General features: G+C 53.6%; 17 protein-coding genes. 10 read left to right on the top strand and 7 right to left on the bottom strand.

Annotation, left to right across the window (positions count from 1 at the left end):
- Positions 1–19: 19 nt before the first annotated feature.
- Both minD and minE read left to right on the top strand, forming a co-directional pair.
- Positions 20–832, top strand: a complete 813-nt coding sequence (minD, locus tag OGX96_RS16235; RefSeq protein ID WP_003020956.1) for a septum site-determining protein MinD — start codon at positions 20–22, stop codon at positions 830–832.
- 3 nt (positions 833–835) lie between these two features.
- Positions 836–1,102 (top strand): cell division topological specificity factor MinE, encoded by a 267-nt coding sequence (gene minE / locus OGX96_RS16230; RefSeq protein WP_003833739.1) that lies wholly within the window; start codon positions 836–838, stop codon positions 1,100–1,102.
- A gap of 86 nt (positions 1,103–1,188) precedes the next feature.
- Here the strand turns inward: minE and OGX96_RS16225 are convergent, their stop codons facing one another.
- Positions 1,189–2,106 (bottom strand): LysR family transcriptional regulator, encoded by a 918-nt coding sequence (locus tag OGX96_RS16225; protein ID WP_191215696.1) that lies wholly within the window; start codon positions 2,104–2,106, stop codon positions 1,189–1,191.
- A 103-nt stretch (positions 2,107–2,209) separates the two neighbouring features.
- Between OGX96_RS16225 and OGX96_RS16220 the strand changes: the two genes are divergently transcribed.
- The 4 genes from OGX96_RS16220 (at position 2,210) to OGX96_RS16205 (ending at position 7,351) form a co-directional block, all read left to right on the top strand.
- On the top strand, positions 2,210–3,292 hold the full coding sequence (locus tag OGX96_RS16220; protein WP_198802411.1) for a tartrate dehydrogenase: 1,083 nt from the start codon (positions 2,210–2,212) through the stop codon (positions 3,290–3,292).
- A gap of 251 nt (positions 3,293–3,543) precedes the next feature.
- Entirely contained in the window at positions 3,544–5,145 is a 1,602-nt protein-coding gene (locus tag OGX96_RS16215; RefSeq protein WP_008785019.1) for a BCCT family transporter, read from the top strand.
- Between the two features lie 44 nt (positions 5,146–5,189).
- A complete protein-coding gene (yeaW, locus tag OGX96_RS16210) occupies positions 5,190–6,314 on the top strand; it encodes a carnitine monooxygenase, oxygenase subunit YeaW (protein ID WP_286583613.1) in 1,125 nt (374 codons plus the stop codon).
- Between the two features lie 71 nt (positions 6,315–6,385).
- On the top strand, positions 6,386–7,351 hold the full coding sequence (locus OGX96_RS16205) for a PDR/VanB family oxidoreductase (protein ID WP_286583611.1): 966 nt from the start codon (positions 6,386–6,388) through the stop codon (positions 7,349–7,351).
- A gap of 49 nt (positions 7,352–7,400) precedes the next feature.
- Here OGX96_RS16205 and rnd read toward each other — a convergent pair whose 3' ends face one another.
- From rnd to yoaA, 5 genes are all read right to left on the bottom strand, one after another.
- Positions 7,401–8,516, bottom strand: a complete 1,116-nt coding sequence (rnd, locus tag OGX96_RS16200; protein WP_003833751.1) for a ribonuclease D — start codon at positions 8,514–8,516, stop codon at positions 7,401–7,403.
- Between the two features lie 84 nt (positions 8,517–8,600).
- The gene (fadD, locus tag OGX96_RS16195) at positions 8,601–10,286 is read right to left on the bottom strand and encodes a long-chain-fatty-acid--CoA ligase FadD (RefSeq protein ID WP_286583608.1); all 1,686 of its coding nucleotides are present in this window, start codon (positions 10,284–10,286) and stop codon (positions 8,601–8,603) included.
- A gap of 204 nt (positions 10,287–10,490) precedes the next feature.
- Entirely contained in the window at positions 10,491–11,075 is a 585-nt protein-coding gene (locus tag OGX96_RS16190; protein WP_003020975.1) for a Slp family lipoprotein, read from the bottom strand.
- Between the two features lie 94 nt (positions 11,076–11,169).
- Positions 11,170–11,865, bottom strand: coding sequence for a tRNA (adenosine(37)-N6)-threonylcarbamoyltransferase complex dimerization subunit type 1 TsaB (tsaB, locus tag OGX96_RS16185; RefSeq protein ID WP_032943756.1), 696 nt, complete (start codon positions 11,863–11,865; stop codon positions 11,170–11,172).
- Between the two features lie 58 nt (positions 11,866–11,923).
- A complete protein-coding gene (gene yoaA, locus OGX96_RS16180) occupies positions 11,924–13,834 on the bottom strand; it encodes a DNA repair helicase YoaA (RefSeq protein WP_003020980.1) in 1,911 nt (636 codons plus the stop codon).
- 141 nt (positions 13,835–13,975) lie between these two features.
- Here yoaA and OGX96_RS16175 point away from each other — a divergent pair, with 141 nt between their 5' ends.
- The gene (locus tag OGX96_RS16175; protein WP_003020984.1) at positions 13,976–14,320 is read left to right on the top strand and encodes a RidA family protein; all 345 of its coding nucleotides are present in this window, start codon (positions 13,976–13,978) and stop codon (positions 14,318–14,320) included.
- A 6-nt stretch (positions 14,321–14,326) separates the two neighbouring features.
- On the opposite strand, the gene OGX96_RS16170 is transcribed toward OGX96_RS16175, so the two are convergent.
- Complete coding sequence (locus OGX96_RS16170) at positions 14,327–14,506, bottom strand: YoaH family protein (protein WP_003020986.1); 180 nt, start codon at positions 14,504–14,506, stop codon at positions 14,327–14,329.
- A gap of 83 nt (positions 14,507–14,589) precedes the next feature.
- Between OGX96_RS16170 and pabB the strand changes: the two genes are divergently transcribed.
- The 3 genes from pabB to sdaA all read left to right on the top strand — a co-directional run bounded on the left by pabB (position 14,590) and on the right by sdaA (position 18,081).
- Positions 14,590–15,951, top strand: a complete 1,362-nt coding sequence (pabB, locus tag OGX96_RS16165; RefSeq protein ID WP_198802417.1) for an aminodeoxychorismate synthase component 1 — start codon at positions 14,590–14,592, stop codon at positions 15,949–15,951.
- Between the two features lie 3 nt (positions 15,952–15,954).
- Complete coding sequence (locus tag OGX96_RS16160; protein ID WP_286583605.1) at positions 15,955–16,533, top strand: CoA pyrophosphatase; 579 nt, start codon at positions 15,955–15,957, stop codon at positions 16,531–16,533.
- 183 nt (positions 16,534–16,716) lie between these two features.
- A complete protein-coding gene (sdaA, locus tag OGX96_RS16155; protein ID WP_100272287.1) occupies positions 16,717–18,081 on the top strand; it encodes an L-serine ammonia-lyase in 1,365 nt (454 codons plus the stop codon).
- Positions 18,082–18,202: the final 121 nt, after the last annotated feature.

The following is an 18,202-nucleotide window of genomic DNA, read 5'->3' as shown; positions in this document are numbered from 1 at the left end:
TTTTTAACAAGGAATTTCTATGGCACGCATTATTGTTGTTACTTCGGGTAAAGGGGGCGTTGGCAAAACCACCTCCAGCGCGGCCATCGCTACAGGTTTGGCCCAGAAGGGAAAGAAAACTGTCGTTATTGATTTTGATATCGGCCTGCGTAATCTTGATCTGATTATGGGTTGTGAACGCCGCGTCGTTTACGACTTCGTCAACGTTATTCAGGGCGATGCGTCGTTAAATCAGGCGCTAATCAAAGATAAGCGTACCGAAAATCTCTTTATTCTTCCGGCCTCACAAACTCGCGATAAAGACGCGCTGACGCGTGAAGGCGTCGCGAAAGTTCTGGACGATCTGAAAACGATGGAATTCGACTTCATCGTCTGCGACTCTCCGGCGGGTATTGAAACTGGTGCGCTGATGGCCCTGTATTTTGCCGATGAAGCGATTATTACCACCAACCCGGAAGTCTCCTCTGTACGTGACTCTGACCGTATTCTGGGTATTCTGGCGTCGAAATCTCGTCGCGCGGAAAACGGTGAAGATCCAATTAAAGAGCATTTGTTGCTGACGCGCTACAATCCTGGCCGCGTAAATAAAGGTGACATGCTGAGCATGGAAGACGTACTGGAAATTCTGCGAATCAAGCTGGTTGGCGTGATTCCTGAAGATCAGTCGGTCCTGCGCGCGTCTAACCAGGGTGAGCCGGTTATTCTCGACATCAATGCTGATGCCGGTAAAGCCTATGCTGATACCGTAGACCGTCTGTTGGGAGAAGAACGTCCTTTCCGCTTCATTGAAGAAGAGAAGAAAGGTTTCCTCAAACGCCTGTTCGGAGGATAAGTTATGGCATTACTGGATTTTTTTCTCTCGCGGAAAAAGAGCACAGCGAACATCGCTAAAGAGCGACTGCAGATTATTGTTGCGGAACGTCGTCGTAGTGACGCCGAGCCACATTATTTACCGCAGCTGCGCAAGGATATTCTCGACGTTATCTGCAAGTATGTACAAATTGATCCCGAAATGGTCACAGTACAACTTGAACAAAAAGACGGCGATATTTCGATCCTCGAACTTAACGTGACATTACCTGAAGCGGAAGAGTCTAAATAAGCTCTTTTGTCGCTAAATCATGGTTACGAAAAAGGCAGATTATTCTGCCTTTTTTATTTTCTGTCTCTGACTAACCTATCGAGCATTTATTCCAAAGTAAACTTTGGGTAGTTTTCGGCAAAATAGCGGCGTAAATACTCAACCGTAATACGGATTTTTGCCGACGTCGCCAGCCGGGAGACATAAACCGCCCATATATTGGCGGGTTGATAATACTCAGGCAATATATGCACCAGATGTCCGCTGGCAATGTTGTCGCAAACGTCCCACCACGAACGCAAAGCAATTCCCTGCCCATCCAGACACCATTGATGTACCACTTCGCCATGGTTAGACGACAGCGGCCCCGTAACCTTTATTGAGTGTGCGCCCTCTTTATTACGCATTTGCCAGATACCAAACGGATGGTCGCGTTCTTTAATAACCAGGCAGGGGAAAGTAGAAAGATCGTTCAGTTGTTTCGGCACTCCATGCCGCGCCACAAATTCCGGCGAGGCGCACAGAATACGATAGTTAGTCGCCAGCTTGCGGGCAATCAGGTTCGGCGCGATATCATCCCCGATACGAATATCGAGATCGACGCCCTCATTGACCATATCGACCAGACGGTCTTCAACATCGAACCTCAGTTCTAACTGCGGGTACTCTTTTGCCAGCGCAGACAGCGCCGGAGCGACCACCCGGCGGCCAAAACCAAAGCTACTGATAATTCGTAGCATCCCCTGCGGGATCTGCCTGGCATCGGACAGCTCGTCCATCATCTGATCGACATCCTGCAGGATCCGCTGTGCCCATTCGTAGATCCGCTCCCCCTCTTCCGTGATGGTTACGCGCCGCGTTGTTCGGTGCAACAGCATCACGTTCAGCGTTTGCTCCAACAGGGCAACGCGCTTACTGATAAAAGCCGGAGATACGCCCAGCTCTTCGGCAACGGCGGCAAATCCCGCACGACGGGCAACCAGCATAAAGACGCGTAAATCATTTAGCAGCGGCAGATTATTCATGATCTGTGTTTTATGTTTCACCAGTTAGGGGGATTAACTATTAATCAGTCAATTATAGGATAAGGGGAAAGTCAATTTTGATGGCGTACAAGTGAGAGCTGCTATGAAGAAAACCTGGCGTATCGCCGCTATCCCCGGAGATGGCATTGGTAAAGAAGTTCTGCCTGAGGGCATTCATGTGTTGCAGGCAGCCGCCGAGCGTTGGGGGTTGTCGCTCAGCTTTGAGCAAATGGAATGGGCCAGCTGCGAATACTACGCCCATCACGGCAAGATGATGCCGGATGACTGGCATGAGCAGTTGCAATCCTTTGATGCTATCTATTTTGGCGCGGTTGGCTGGCCGGACACCGTGCCTGATCACATCTCATTATGGGGTTCGCTGCTTAAGTTTCGCCGCGAATTCGACCAGTACGTCAACCTGCGCCCGGTGCGCCTGTTTCCGGGCGTCCCTTGCCCACTGGCTGGCAAGCAGCCAGGCGACATTGATTTCTACGTCGTACGCGAAAACACCGAGGGAGAATACTCTGCCCTCGGCGGACGCGTGAGCGAAGGTACCGAACACGAAGTGGTTATCCAGGAATCGGTCTTCACCCGTCGCGGCGTCGATCGTATATTGCGTTACGCTTTCGAGCTGGCACAAAATCGCCCGCGCAAAACCCTGACCTCGGCGACCAAATCCAACGGCCTGGCTATCAGCATGCCGTACTGGGACGAGCGCGTGGAAGCAATGGCGGCTCACTATCCCGAGATCCGTTGGGATAAACAGCATATTGATATACTCTGCGCCCGCTTTGTGATGCAGCCGGAGCGTTTTGACGTGGTGGTTGCCTCCAACCTGTTTGGCGACATCCTCTCCGATCTCGGTCCAGCCTGTACCGGAACGATCGGCATTGCGCCTTCAGCCAACTTAAACCCGGAACGCACCTTCCCGTCTCTGTTCGAGCCAGTACACGGTTCGGCCCCCGATATCTACGGCAAGAACATCGCCAACCCTATAGCGACTATCTGGGCTGGCGCCATGATGCTCGATTTCCTTGGCAACGGTGATGCTAACTATAAAGCCGCCCACGACGGTATTCTGGCGGCAATTGAGCAGGTTATTGCCAGCGGCCCGAAAACACCGGATATGAAAGGCACTGCCACCACCCAACAGGTTGGCGAGGCCATCTCTCGGGCATTGCGTTAGAGGTCAAACCACGGAATATGAGCCGCGTCACTGACGCGGCTTTTTTATGCTTTTTATGGCGCCAATAACCTGCGCCAATTCACCTTTTATTATTTCCGTTCCGTGTTTTATTGCTTCACGCATCGAGCAATTGTTTAATTCATGTAATGAACAAATAATAAAATTGTTAAATACAAAGTCACTGATTCCCTACAGCATGATAACAACGACAGGCTAATGCCATACGCGGGCAACTGTGCCCAGGAGATCCCATGTTGAGCAACGTTAAGAAAAAAGACATGCCGCTGATAGCCATCAGTCTGGTGGCTATTCTTTTCATCGCCGCCACACTTAGTCTCTTCCCTCAGCAGTCTGCACAAGTCGCAAATACCCTTTTTAACGGCGTTACCCGGATGCTGGGTTCCGCCGTGCAGATCCTCGTTCTGATGGCGATGGGTCTGGTCGTCTGGCTGGCCACCAGCAAATACGGCAACATTCGTCTGGGAGAAGGAAAAGCGGAATACAGCACGCTGTCCTGGCTGTTTATGTTTATTTGTGCCGGGCTAGGTTCCTCCACGCTCTACTGGGGCGTTGCTGAGTGGGCCTATTATTACCAGACCCCGGGTCTGAATATCGCTCCGCACTCGCAAAAAGCGCTGGAATACAGCTTACCCTACTCTTTTTTCCATTGGGGAATCAGCGCCTGGGCGACCTATACGCTGGCTTCATTAACCATGGCCTACCACTTTCATGTGCGGAAAAACAAAGGGCTGAGCCTGTCCGGAATAATCGCCGCTATCACCGGCGTGCATCCGCAGGGCGTCTGGGGCCGGCTGGTTGATTTGATGTTCCTGATCGCCACAGTTGGCGCGTTAACCATCTCTCTGGTTGTCACCGCCGCCACCTTTACCCGTGGTTTATCTGCTCTCACAGGTTTACCGGATAACTTCACCGTACAGGCGTTTGTTATCCTGTTCTCTGGCGGCATTTTCTGTCTGAGCTCCTGGATTGGCATCAACAACGGCTTGCAACGTCTGAGCAAAATGGTCGGCTGGGGGGCGTTTTTACTGCCGCTGTTGGTGCTGATTGTCGGCCCGACCGAGTTCATCACCAACAACATCATTAACGCCATCGGTCTGACGACACAAAACTTTTTGCAGATGAGTCTGTTCACCGACCCGCTCGGCAACGGTGAGTTCACCCGCAACTGGACGGTGTTCTATTGGCTGTGGTGGATCTCCTACACCCCTGGCGTGGCAATGTTTGTCACTCGCGTATCCCGTGGTCGCAAAATCAAAGAGGTTATCTGGGCGTTAATCCTGGGTAGTACCGTTGGCTGCTGGTTCTTCTTTGGCGTGATGGAAAGCTACTCCATTCACCAATTTGTGAACGGTGTGATCGACGTACCGCAGGTTATGGCCACGTTAGGCGGCGAAACAGCCGTACAGCAAGTGTTGATGTCGTTGCCTGCCGGGAAACTGTTCCTGGTGGCGTATCTGGCGATCATGATTATTTTTCTCGCCTCGCATATGGATGCCGTCGCCTACACCATGGCGGCCACCAGCACGCGTAACCTGCAGGAAGGGGAAGATCCGCAGCGTAGCTTACGTCTGTTCTGGTGCGTGGTCATCACCCTGATCCCATTATCGATTTTGTTCACCGGCGCGTCCCTGGAAACCATGAAGACCACGGTGGTTCTGACCGCACTTCCCTTCCTCGCCATACTGTTGGTGAAGGTTGGCGGTTTTCTTCGTTGGGTACGGCAGGACTATGCCCACGTTCCTGCACATCAAATTGAAGGTCATCTCCCCGAAACGCCAGTGGACGTCCCCGTCGCACCACCGGCCGGGACATTACTCAAAGGCGACAATTAAGCGCCAGTAAAAAATCCTCTTACTCACAAATTAAAGGTATTCCAATGAGCAATCTGAGCCCTGAGTTTATTCTGCCGCAAAATTTCTGTGCCAACCCACAGGACGCCTGGACTATCCCTGCCCGGTTCTATACCGACCATCAGGCCTTCGAGCACGAGCAGGAGAAAGTGTTCGCTAAGAGCTGGATTTGCGTCGCCCACAGTAGCGAACTGGCGAAACCCAATGACTATGTAACCCGGGAAGTGATTGGCGAGAACATCGTGCTGGTACGTGGTCGCGATAACGTGCTGCGCGCGTTCTACAACGTTTGCCCGCATCGTGGTCATCAGCTGTTGAGCGGCGAAGGGAAAGCGAAAAATGTGATTACCTGCCCTTACCACGCCTGGGCATTCAAGCTTGACGGTAACCTGGCGCATGCACGTAACTGCGAAAACGTTGCCAACTTCGACAGTGAGAAAGCACATCTCACCCCGGTACGGCTGGAAGAATATGCCGGATTCGTGTTTATCAACATGGATCCGAACGCGGGCAGCGTAGAAGAACAACTCCCAGGTCTTGCAGACAAAGTTATCGAAGCCTGCCCTGATGTGTATGACCTGAAGCTGGCGGCGCGCTTTACGACCCGAACTCCAGCCAACTGGAAGAATATTGTCGATAACTATCTGGAGTGCTACCACTGCGGCCCGGCTCACCCTGGTTTTTCCGACTCGGTTCAGGTTGATCGTTACTGGCATACTATGCACGGCAACTGGACGCTACAATACGGTTTCGCCAAACCGTCAGAGCAGTCATTTAAGTTCGAAGAAGGTGTTGATGCCGCCTTCCACGGTTTCTGGCTGTGGCCGTGCACCATGCTCAACGTTACGCCAATCAAAGGCATGATGACCGTTATCTACGAATTTCCAGTGGATGCCGAAACTACGCTGCAAAACTATGACATCTACTTCACCAACGAAGAGCTGACCGAAGAGCAGAAACAACTGATCGAATGGTATCGCAACGTCTTCCGCCCTGAAGATTTACGTCTGGTTGAAAGCGTCCAAAAAGGGTTGAAATCGCGCGGGTATCGCGGTCAGGGCCGCATTATGGCCGACACCAGCGGCAGCGGTATCTCCGAACATGGCATTGCCCATTTCCATAATCTGGTCGCGCAGGTGTTTCAGGAATAACCAGAGGCTGTAACGACAGGTTCCGGCGCATCGTCAAGCCGCGCCGGACAGATTTTTTAGGGAGTGCCGCAATGTCTGATTATCAAATGCAAGAAGTCCGGGTCAGCCGGATTGAGACGATTACCGCGCAGGTAAAACGCTTTACCTTAACGGCGACATCAGGCGAGCCGTTGCCCGCGTTTCAGGGTGGCAGCCATATTATCGTGCAGATGCGCGATGGCGAGAATCTGTACAGCAATGCTTACTCGCTGATGAGTTCACCCTTTGATACGAGCGCCTGGCAAATCGCCGTACGACTGGAGGAAGCATCCAAAGGCGGCTCACGATATCTGCATCAAAACGTGAAACCCGGCGACACGCTCACGATCTCCACACCAAACAATCTGTTCGCCCTCGCTCCTCAGGCACAACAACATCTGTTGATTGCTGGAGGTATCGGCATCACACCGTTTTTATCGCATATCCCGGAACTGGAACACTCTAAGGCGCAATGGCAACTGCATTATTGCTCTCCCAGTCAGGACAACTGCGCGTTTTATGACGAACTCCTGCAACACCCCAGCGTCGATCGTATTCATCTGCATCTGTCAAGCGCAGGGACCCGCCTTGATTTATCTCGCCTGCTGGCCGATGTCGAACCCGGCACACATATTTACACCTGCGGGCCAGCAGTGCTCAACGATGCCGTCAGAGAAGCGGCTTCCCTCCATAGACTGGACAGCAATACGCTACATTTCGAACAATTTGCGCTGGAAGGTAAAAGCGGTGATGCCTTTACCCTGGTTCTGGCGCGTTCAGGACACGAGTTTGTGGTCCCGGAAGAGATGACCATTTTGCAGGTTATCGAAAATAACAAAGCCGCGCGCGTTGAGTGCCTGTGCCGGGAAGGTGTTTGCGGCACCTGTGAAACGACGATTCTTGAAGGGGAAGCGGATCACCGCGATCAGTATTTCAGCGACGACGAAAAAGCCAGCCAGCAAAGCATGCTTATTTGCTGCTCACGCGCCAAAGGTAAGCGCCTGGTGCTTGATTTGTAGCGTTGCGCAGGCCGGGTTAGCAATGGCGCAACCCGGCGAGCCTGGTGACTTACTGCGGATATTCCTGCAGCAGCGCGTTGAGACGATCGGACATCAGTTCGCCACGCCAACCGGAAACCAACTCCGGCAGGGTCTGCTGCGGCTTTAATTTCCAGTGCCAGTTGAGTAGCTGGTTGATTTGACGGCGTGAAGCCAGCAGTTCGACGCTAAGATTATGCTCAGTACTCACCTCGGCAACCAGCGCCTTAATGGCTTTAAACGCTTTGCGGTATCCAGGCATATCCATCAAATTCAGCAGCGGCTGTGGCAGTGATTCTTCCGGTAAAGCCTGCGCTTTTTCTACCAGAGAAATCAGCGTTTTGCCGTGGAAGCGAATTTCACTACCGGAAAGGCCGAGGCTGTCCAGTTCACCCAGACTCCCTGGCATATAACGAGCGACCGACCACAGGTGTTCTTCACGCACTACAAAGTTCACTGCCAGATCGCGCTCACGTGCTTTACGCAGTCGCCAGTCGGCAAGCAGTTGCAGGCAGGCCAACTGACGAGTACGCAACTGCCAGGCGTTAGTGATATCGCGCCATGCGTCTTCAGGCGCCAGAACCTCCTGGCGACGCTGCTGCATTAAGCGACATTCGTCCAGTGCGGCTGGCAGCCAGCCGCTGGCTTCAGTTTCAACCATCAGTTTTGTGGTGATCGGTAATAGATACCAGACATCAGCCGCCGCGTACTCACACTGACGCTCGGTCAGCGGTCTGGCCAGCCAGTCGGTGCGGGATTCGCTTTTGTCCAGCGCCACCCCCGTAAACTCTTCCACCATCGCGGCAAACCCCCACGACAGCGGACGACCGCAAAAAGCAGCCAGAATTTGTGTATCAATCAACGGCTGCGGCAGTTCGCCAAAAGCGTTGAGAAACACTTCCAGATCTTCGCTACCTGCATGCAGGAATTTGGTGATGGCAGTATCACGCAGAATATCGCGCAGCGGCGACCAGTCGGTGATCCCCTGCGGATCAATCAGAGCAACGTGTTTGCCATCAAACAGCTGGATCAGCCCCAACTGCGGATAATAGGTACGCGTGCGAACAAATTCTGTATCCAGGGCTATCGCCGGAAATTCACGGACGGCTTCGCACAGCGTGGCCAACGCGTCGTCCGTGGTGATCATTTGATAATTCAAATCGTGCTCTCTTAGGTTTGCGCCAAAAAAAACGCCGGATTTCCCGGCGTTTTCTACTGGCTGACTTAACGCTCAGCCTTTATTGTCCACTTTGGCACGCGCTTCGTCACGTAATTCTCGTCGCAAAATTTTACCAACGTTAGATTTCGGCAACTCATCGCGAAACTCCACCAGCTTTGGTACTTTATAGCCCGTCAGGTGACGACGACAGAAAGTGACCAGCGCTTCATCGGTTAACGAGGCATCTTTCTTCACTACGAAAATTTTCACCGCTTCACCGCTGCTGCCGGACGGAACCCCAACCGCAGCCACTTCCTGCACGCCAGGGTGTTGCATAACCACGTCTTCAATTTCATTAGGGTAGACGTTAAAGCCGGACACCAGGATCATATCTTTCTTACGATCGACAATACGCAGGAAGCCTTCATCATCCATCACCGCAATATCGCCGGTGTGCAGCCAGCCGTCTTTGATGATTTCGTCAGTGGCGTCTGGTCGCTGCCAGTAGCCCAGCATCACCTGTGGACCTTTCACACACAGCTCACCCGGTTCTCCCGGCGGCACTTCGTTGTCGTCGTCGTCCACCAGCTTGACCTCAGTGGAGGGAACCGGTAAACCGATACTTCCGCTGTGGTAGTCAATATCGTGAGGGTTGACACTCACCAGCGGCGCGCACTCCGTCAGGCCATAACCTTCCAGAAGATACTGCCCCGTCAGCTTCACCCAACGTTCAGCTACCGCCTGTTGAACCGGCATTCCGCCACCTGCTGAAAGGTGCAGTGACGAGAAGTCCAGTTGCTGAAACTCTTTGTTATTCAGCAGCGCGTTAAACAGCGTATTGACGCCGGTCATCGCGGTAAACGGATACTTCGCCAGCTCTTTTACCAGCCCCGGAATATCACGCGGGTTAGTAATCAGCAGGTTTTGACCGCCTAGCTCAATAAACAGCAGACAGTTCATCGTTAGCGCAAAAATGTGATACAGCGGTAACGCCGTCACCACTAATTCTTTACCCGGATGCAGCAACGGACCGTAGGTAGCATGAACCTGCTCAAGGTTAGCCAGCATGTTGCGGTGTGTAAGCATCGCGCCTTTCGCCACGCCGGTTGTCCCGCCGGTATATTGCAGAAACGCCAAATCTTCCGACACCACTTCGGGCTTCACATACTGCATACGATAGCCGTTTTGCAGCGCACTGCGAAATGAGATGGCATCCGGCAGGTGATACTTTGGCACCAGGCGCTTGATGTACTTCACGACAAAGTTAACCAGCGTTCCTTTGGGGGTAGACAGCTGATCGCCCATACGCGTCAGGATCACGTGTTGCACCGACGTTTTGTCGACCACCTTTTCCAGCGTATGAGCAAAGTTAGATACGATGACAATCGCCGACGCGCCGCTGTCGTTGAGCTGATGTTCCAGCTCGCGAGGCGTATACAACGGGTTCACATTCACGACGATCATGCCGGCACGTAAAATCCCAAACAGTGCGACCGGATATTGCAGCAGATTCGGCATCATCAGCGCGACGCGATCGCCCTTTTTCAGCCCGAGCCCCTGTTGCAAATAAGCGGCAAACGCACGGCTACGCTCTTCAAGCTTGCGGAAGGTCATCACCTCCCCCATGTTTACAAACGCGGGCTGATCGGCATACCGTCTTACTGAGTGTTCAAAGAGTTCCACCAGGGATTGATAACGGTCAGGATTGATCTCCGCAGGAACACCAGCGGGATAACGGTTAAGCCAAACCTTTTTCAATACATCACCTCTAAAATGCGTATTCGTCGTCATCACAACCCCAGGCAATAAACAAACTGTTAACATAATATTAACTCAGCGTACCAGTTTGTTTATTACACAACGACAAGGTTGCGAAGCACGTCACTATTTATTTTTCTTATATCCACGTTAATGCAGAAACAGCGGACGAGCCGCTGTTTCTTTTACCATTAAAACAAAGAGTTACTCTGTTACTATGGTCTGAACCTGTGCCGGGCCGGGATTGTACCAGCCCCATCCGCCGTAGCCACCGTAAGGCCAGCCACGCGCACCGTAGAACCAGGGGTCGATAGGCTGAGGCGGCATGACAATCTGCTGAGTAATATGCCAGCGTTTATAACCAGTTACCTGCATCAGCATGAATTTATACGGCGTATTACCGATTTTTCCGTCCACTGTACCGCTTATCGGGCCGACGACGGTGACCAGTTGCCCGCGAAAGTCCACCGGGTCAAGGAAGCCATTTACATCAGCATATATCCGCCCACGAGAGGCTTCACCCAGCACGGGGCGTGCACCGCTATCGAGCGGAACGGTGGCAATTTCCAGACGGGATTTTCCCTGCTGGTTCTGAATATCCACCACTTTGCCGCCGAAACGCGCTTCCTGTCCGACATACAGCTGCGGCGCATTCATCACCCGCACCAGATCCTGCTGCGGCATCGGGCTCGAACCTTTAATCGCATCCGGGATGGTGACGCAGCCGCTAAGCATTAACGCTAAGGCCCCCGCCAACACACCTTTCAATAACTGCTTTTGCACCGCCATATTGTGACTCCCTTTTCTTAGCTTCTGCCCCAGCCTGTTCACAATGCTGTGCACTGACGACTGTACGTCTTAGCCGGGGTTCTACTACTAAGATTCATTCTTTACCGGGAAGTTTCTTCCACGCCACGGTGTTACGTAAATAAACCGGTTCAGCGTGTTCGACCGCTACGGTCTCACCCGCAGCCAGCATTTGCGTGGCGACGGGCAGCATGTCTTCAGCCGCTGGAAGCAGCACGTCACCATCGCTGAGCGTCAGCCCGCTGTCTTTACCAAGCTCAGGCCATGCCGGCCAGCCCGTCCCGACCGTCACCCAGTCGCCAGACAGCTGCAATAAACGCTCATGTACCTGCTCGGGGGTTAACACCGCTTCGGTTTCTTCACCGTGCCAGTTACCGTTGTCATCACGCTGGTATTCGGCCCAGTAGACTTCGCCCATTCGCGCGTCAATCGCCGCCAGCACGCGAGTCGCGCCCGACTTACGCCAGGCGCCCTGCGCCATGGTAGCCAGGGTGGAGACGCCGATCATCGGTAAGTTTGCGCCTAACGCCAGCCCCTGAGCAATGCCAATACCGATACGCACGCCGGTGAAACTGCCGGGACCGCGACCAAACGCCAGGGCGTCGATATCGGTTAACGTGAGATCGCCAGCGGCCAGGATTTCCTGAACCATCGGTAAAATTCGTTGGGTGTGTTCTCGTGGGCAAAGCTCAAAGTGAGCCTTGATAGTACCGTCATTCCACAGGGCAACAGAGCACGCCTCTGTGGCGGTATCGATAGCCAGAATTCGCATGGGTGTTTGTGATCAGATCAATAAATTTGGCGCGCATCTTACCACACTCCGTAACAAATTACTCAGTCGTTGGTATGGCAAGAAAGCGAACCGCGCGAGCGATGTCACGCGTCCGCGGCGCAGGAGGAAGACTCGCCAGGAAGGTGGCGCCGTATGGCCGCATAACCAGACGATTGTCGCAAATCACCAGCACGCCGCGATCGTCAGCATCACGTATCAGACGCCCTACCCCCTGCTTCAGGGTGATTACCGCATCCGGCAACTGGACGTCTTCAAACGGATCGCCGCCGCGCAGTCGACAATCCTCCATTCGGGCTTTTAACAGCGGGTCGTCCGGCGAGGTAAACGGCAGTTTATCGATTATTACCAGCGACAGGGTATCACCGCGCACGTCCACGCCTTCCCAGAAGCTGCTGGTGGCAACCAGTAGCGCATTACCTGCGCTGACAAACTGCTGTAGCAGTTGTCCTTTGCTGGTTTCGCCCTGCAGCAGTACGGGAAGCGTCATAGTAGCGCGGAATTGTTCCGCCAGATCGCGCATCATCGCGTGCGAAGTGCACAGCATAAAACAGCGACCGTTGTTCGCTTCGATAATAGGTCGCAGCATGGATGCCAGCTGACGCGCAGCCCCCGGCTGGTTGGTTTGCGGGAGATTACGCGGTACGCACAGCAGCGCCTGGCGCGTGTAATCAAATGGGCTCGGCAGCAGCATCGACTCGGCATCTTCAATACCCAGTCGTGCAGTGAAATGATGCAGGTCATCGTTTACCGACAGCGTCGCGGAAGTAAAAATCCAGCAGCCCGGCTTTTGTTCCATCACTTCTTTGAATTTATCCGCCACCGTAAGCGGCGTCAGCGCGAGGGTGAAATGGCGGGAGGTGCATTCATACCAGTAGCTGAAGCCTGGCTGGTTGATCTCTTTCAGGCGCTTCAGACGCGCACGATAAAGCGTGGCGCGCTCAAACGCGGCATCCAGCAACGCCGAACGCCCGAGGGACAGCTTCGCCACGTCATAACACAGCTCCAACGTGTCATCGAGCAGCAAAAACGCGCGCTGTACGCGCTGGTCGGCCAGCAGTTCCCGCAGGTTTCCGCGATAGCCCGGCTCACCAAGCTGCAAGCGGAAGTCCTGAGCGCTTTGTGCAAGGCGATCGGCGCACTTTTGCAGCTGCTGAGTGTCTTTCAGCTCGGTGCGATAGGCAATGGTGATGTCTTTCGCCAGGTCTAACAGCTGGCGACTGGAGAGCGATTGACCAAAGTACTGGCTGGCGATATCCGGTAACTGATGCGCTTCATCGAAGATCATCACATCAGCTTCCGGGATCAGTTCGCCAAACCCGCTCTCTTTTACCACCATATCGGCGAGAAACAGATGATGGTTAACCACGACGACATCCGCATCCATCGCTTTTTTACGCGCTTTAACGACAAAACACTCTTTATACAGCGGGCAGTCGCTGCCCAGACAGTTGTCATTAGTGCTGGTCACCAGCGGCCAGGCCTGAGAGTCTTCCGCCACGCTGACGCAGGTGCTGATGTCCCCATCAAGGGTTTGATTTGACCAGGAGCGCAGCAGAATGACGTCGCTTAACGTTTGTACCGGCAAGTCGCCACCCGCCAGCGCCTGCTGTTCGAGACGCTCAAGGCACAGATAGTTTGAACGCCCTTTCAGCAGCGCCAGTTTACCGGTGAACTTCAGTGCTTTCGCGACGGTCGGGAGGTCGCGGCTGTATAGCTGATCCTGCAACGCCTTCGAGCCCGTGGAGACAATGACCTTCTTTCCGGCACGCAGCGCTGGGGCAAGATAAGCGTAGGTTTTACCCGTTCCGGTTCCGGCTTCTACCACCAGTGGTTGTGATTTTTCGATGGCATGACTGACGGCGATGGCCATCTGCCGCTGTGGTTCTCGCGGTTTAAAACCCGGTATCGCTTTAGCCAACTGACCGTCTGCTGCAAAATCGTCCGTCACACTGCCCCCTGTTCATTTGAACAGGGATTATGTCAGGCCAGCGGGTCTTTCGCCAGTTGAAGAGGTGACGTGGGCACAACATTATGGCAGTCTTGGCGAAACCCAAAGCTATTATGAAAAAACGTAAACGAGGAATGATTTATGACGATTGTGCGCATTGATGCCGAAGCGCGTTGGTCCGACGTGGTAATCCACAACAACACGCTGTATTACACCGGCGTGCCGGAAAATCTGGATGCAGACGCCTTTGAGCAGACGGCAAATACGCTGGCGCAAATTGATGCGGTGCTGGAAAAACAAGGCAGCAACAAGTCACGTATTCTTGACGCCACCCTGTTTTTGGCAGACAAAAACGATTTTGCCGCCATGAATAAAGCCTGGGACGCGTGGGTCGTTGCTGGCCACGCGCCGGTACGTTGTACCGTTCAGGCCGGATTGATGAACCCGAAATACAAAGTTGAGATTAAGATAATCGCTGCAGTTTAAGCGGCGTTATTCGTCTTCATCTTCAAAACGCGCCACGATCCGCTCGCCGGTATGACTGGCGCGTAACTCTTCAGCAACCAGAGCAATGGCTTGTCCGCTGCTCATCCCCTGCGACATCAGCTCCTGAATACGCTCTACCGCTTTTTGCTGCTGCTCATGACTGAGTGAAGGTAAACCTGCAAACATTGTTAACTCCTGCTAAATTGTCTGCGCTAATTATTTCATGCTACCGGGCAGTTAGCCAGTAGAGTAGCAACGAGTCAGGACTGATGAAGACGTTATCTCCCGCAGTAATCACATTACCCTGGCGTCAGGACGCCGCTGAACGCTATTTTTCGACATTAAGCCATCTGCCCTGGGCGATGCTGCTGCATTCAGGTCAAGCCGACCATCCGCATAACCGCTTTGATATTCTGGTGGCGGATCCCGTCACCACGTTGGTTACACGTGCTGAAGAGACCGTAGTGCAGGACGGGCACGCAATCACGCGCTCGCTTGATGATCCAATGACGGTATTACATTCCGCGCTAGCTGCACACAAGATTCACCACGAGTATCACCCGGATCTGCCGTTTCAGGGCGGCGCGTTAGGTCTGTTTGGCTACGACCTTGGCCGACGCTTTGAATCTCTGCCGACTATTGCTGAGCGCGATATTACGCTACCGGATATGGCCGTTGGCATTTACGACTGGGCGCTGATTGTTGACCACCAGTTGCAGACCGTATCGCTGCTCAGCCATACCGATGTCGAGGCTCGCCTGAAATGGCTCGACGCGCAACAACCGCCAACGCGTGAGCCGTTTACATTGACCTCGGCGTGGCAGTCCAATATGAGCCGCGCCCGGTATGGCGAAAAATTCCGCCAGGTACAGGGCTATCTGCACAGCGGCGATTGTTACCAGGTCAACCTCGCGCAGCGTTTTCAAGCGCATTACGAGGGGGATGAGTGGCAGGCATTTGTCAAACTCAATCACGCTAACCGCGCCCCGTTCAGCGCGTTTATTCGTCTTGAGGAAGGCGTTATCCTCAGCCTTTCGCCAGAACGTTTTATTCTGCTGGAGAACCAGCATATCCAGACCCGTCCTATTAAAGGTACGTTGCCCAGGCTTGAAGATGCCGATGCCGATCGTGAGCAGGCCCGGCGGCTGGCGAATTCGCCGAAGGATCGTGCGGAGAACCTGATGATCGTCGATTTGATGCGTAATGATATTGGCCGCGTTGCCGTACCGGGTTCGGTACAGGTTCCGGAGCTGTTTGTCGTCGAACCGTTCCCTGCCGTTCATCATTTGGTCAGCACCATTACCGCACGTCTGCCAGAGTCATTACACGCCACCGATCTGCTACGCGCAGCCTTCCCCGGAGGCTCTATTACCGGTGCGCCGAAAGTGCGGGCGATGGAAATTATTGACGAACTGGAGCCACAAAGACGTAATGCCTGGTGTGGCAGCATTGGTTATCTGAGTTTTTGCGGCAATATGGATACCAGCATCACCATTCGCACGCTGACAGCCACAAACGGACAAATTTATTGTTCCGCTGGCGGCGGCATAGTGGCGGACAGTCAGGAAGACGCTGAATATCAGGAAACATTTGATAAAGTGAATCGTATTTTGCACCAACTGGAGAACTGAGACGTGGAATACAGCAGCCTGACGCTTGATGATTTTTTATCGCGCTTTCAACTCCTGCGCCCGCAGGTCAATCATGCCGCGTTAAACCAGCGCCAGGCCGCCGTACTGATCCCCGTCGTGCGTCGTCCACAGCCCGGGTTGTTGTTAACCCAGCGTTCCGTTCACCTGCGCAAGCACGCCGGACAGGTCGCCTTCCCCGGTGGGGCGGTGGATAGCAGTGATGCCTCGTTAATTGCCGCCGCCCTTCGCGAGGCACAGGAAGAGGTAGCGATCCCACCTTCATGCGTAGAAGTGATCGGCGTTCTGCCGCCGGTCGACAGCGTGACCGGTTTCCAGGTCACCCCAGTGTTAGGCATTATCCCGCCTAATCTGCCGTATCGCGCCAGTGAAGATGAAGTTTCAGCAGTGTTCGAAATGCCGCTGGCCCAGGCCCTGCATTTAGGTCGTTACCACCCGTTGGATATTTACCGTCGTGGCGATTCACATCGCGTATGGCTTTCCTGGTATGAGCAATATTTCGTCTGGGGAATGACTGCCGGAATAATTCGTGAGCTGGCGCTGCAAATTGGCGTCAAGGCCTGACTATACTTATCTTTACGCGCGCCATAGACAACTTGAAACTCAGGTCACAACATTAGTAAAACCGCGGTTATCTATTAGTTTAATTCATGTGAATAGTTAAGCCGATCGCCGCGTTCCCTCTTACACTATGCGCAGTTATAACATCGTTACTGGAAAGCCCAGTCGCCCTGTAGGAGTATTATCGTGATTAGTCTATTCGACATGTTTAAGGTGGGGATTGGTCCCTCATCTTCCCATACCGTAGGGCCTATGAAGGCGGGTAAACAGTTCGTCGATGACCTGGTCGAAAAAGGATTACTGGACAGCGTTACTCGTGTCGCCGTCGACGTGTATGGTTCACTGTCGCTCACGGGTAAAGGTCACCACACCGATATCGCCATTATTATGGGTCTGGCGGGCAATGAGCCTGCTACCGTGGATATTGATAGCATCCCCGGATTTATCCGCGACGTAGAAATGCGTGGACGCCTGCTGCTTGCACAGGGTCAGCACGAAGTGGATTTCCCGCAGAATGACGGGATGCGTTTTCACAACGGCAACCTGCCGCTGCATGAAAACGGAATGCAGATCCATGCGTACAATGGCGAAACCGTCATTTATAGCAAAACCTACTACTCAATCGGCGGTGGATTCATCGTTGATGAAGAACATTTTGGTCAGGATGCCGCGGGCGAGGTCAGCGTGCCTTATCCGTTCAAATCCGCGACTGAAATGCTGGAGTACTGCAACAGCACCGGCCTGTCTCTCTCTGGCATGGCGATGCAGAACGAACTTGCTCTGCACAGCAAAAAAGAGATTGAAGAGTACTTTGGCCACGTCTGGCAAACCATGCAGGCCTGTATCGATCGTGGCATGAACACCGAAGGTGTGTTGCCGGGTCCGCTGCGCGTTCCTCGTCGTGCTTCAGCTCTGCGTCGTATGCTGGTTTCCAGCGATAAGCTGTCCAACGATCCGATGAACGTGATCGACTGGGTGAACATGTTCGCGCTGGCCGTTAACGAAGAAAACGCCGCGGGCGGTCGCGTGGTGACAGCGCCAACCAACGGTGCCTGCGGTATCGTGCCTGCGGTACTGGCCTATTACGATCATTTCATCGAGTCCGTCAGCCCGGATATCTATACCCGCTATTTCCTGGCGGCCGGTGCAATTGGCGCGTTGTACAAAATGAACGCCTCAATCTCTGGTGCAGAAGTAGGTTGTCAGGGTGAAGTGGGCGTAGCCTGCTCCATGGCTGCCGCTGGTCTGGCTGAACTGTTGGGCGCGAGCCCTGAGCAGGTGTGTGTTGCTGCCGAAATCGGCATGGAACATAACCTCGGCTTAACCTGCGATCCGGTTGCCGGTCAGGTACAGGTTCCATGCATTGAACGTAACGCCATTGCTTCAGTGAAGGCGATCAACGCTGCGCGTATGGCAATGCGCCGTACCAGCGCGCCGCGCGTCTCGCTGGATAAAGTCATTGAGACCATGTACGAAACAGGTAAAGACATGAACGCCAAATACCGCGAAACGTCACGCGGTGGCCTGGCAATCAAAGTTCAATGTGACTAATACTTAATTTTCGCCCATCTGCGACGGATGGGCGAATTTGCCCCCTCTCCCTCGTCTACTGTAATTTTCCCCACTACACTTGCTCTGTTGCTGTTGGCTTCTGTGACCAACGGCTTATCGG

Source organism: Citrobacter sp. Cpo100 (assembly GCF_030332595.1).
GTDB classification, from domain to species: Bacteria; Pseudomonadota; Gammaproteobacteria; order Enterobacterales; family Enterobacteriaceae; genus Citrobacter; species Citrobacter portucalensis.
Note: the sequence above shows the minus strand (reverse complement) of the source record. Positions and strands in the feature narration are given on the sequence as shown.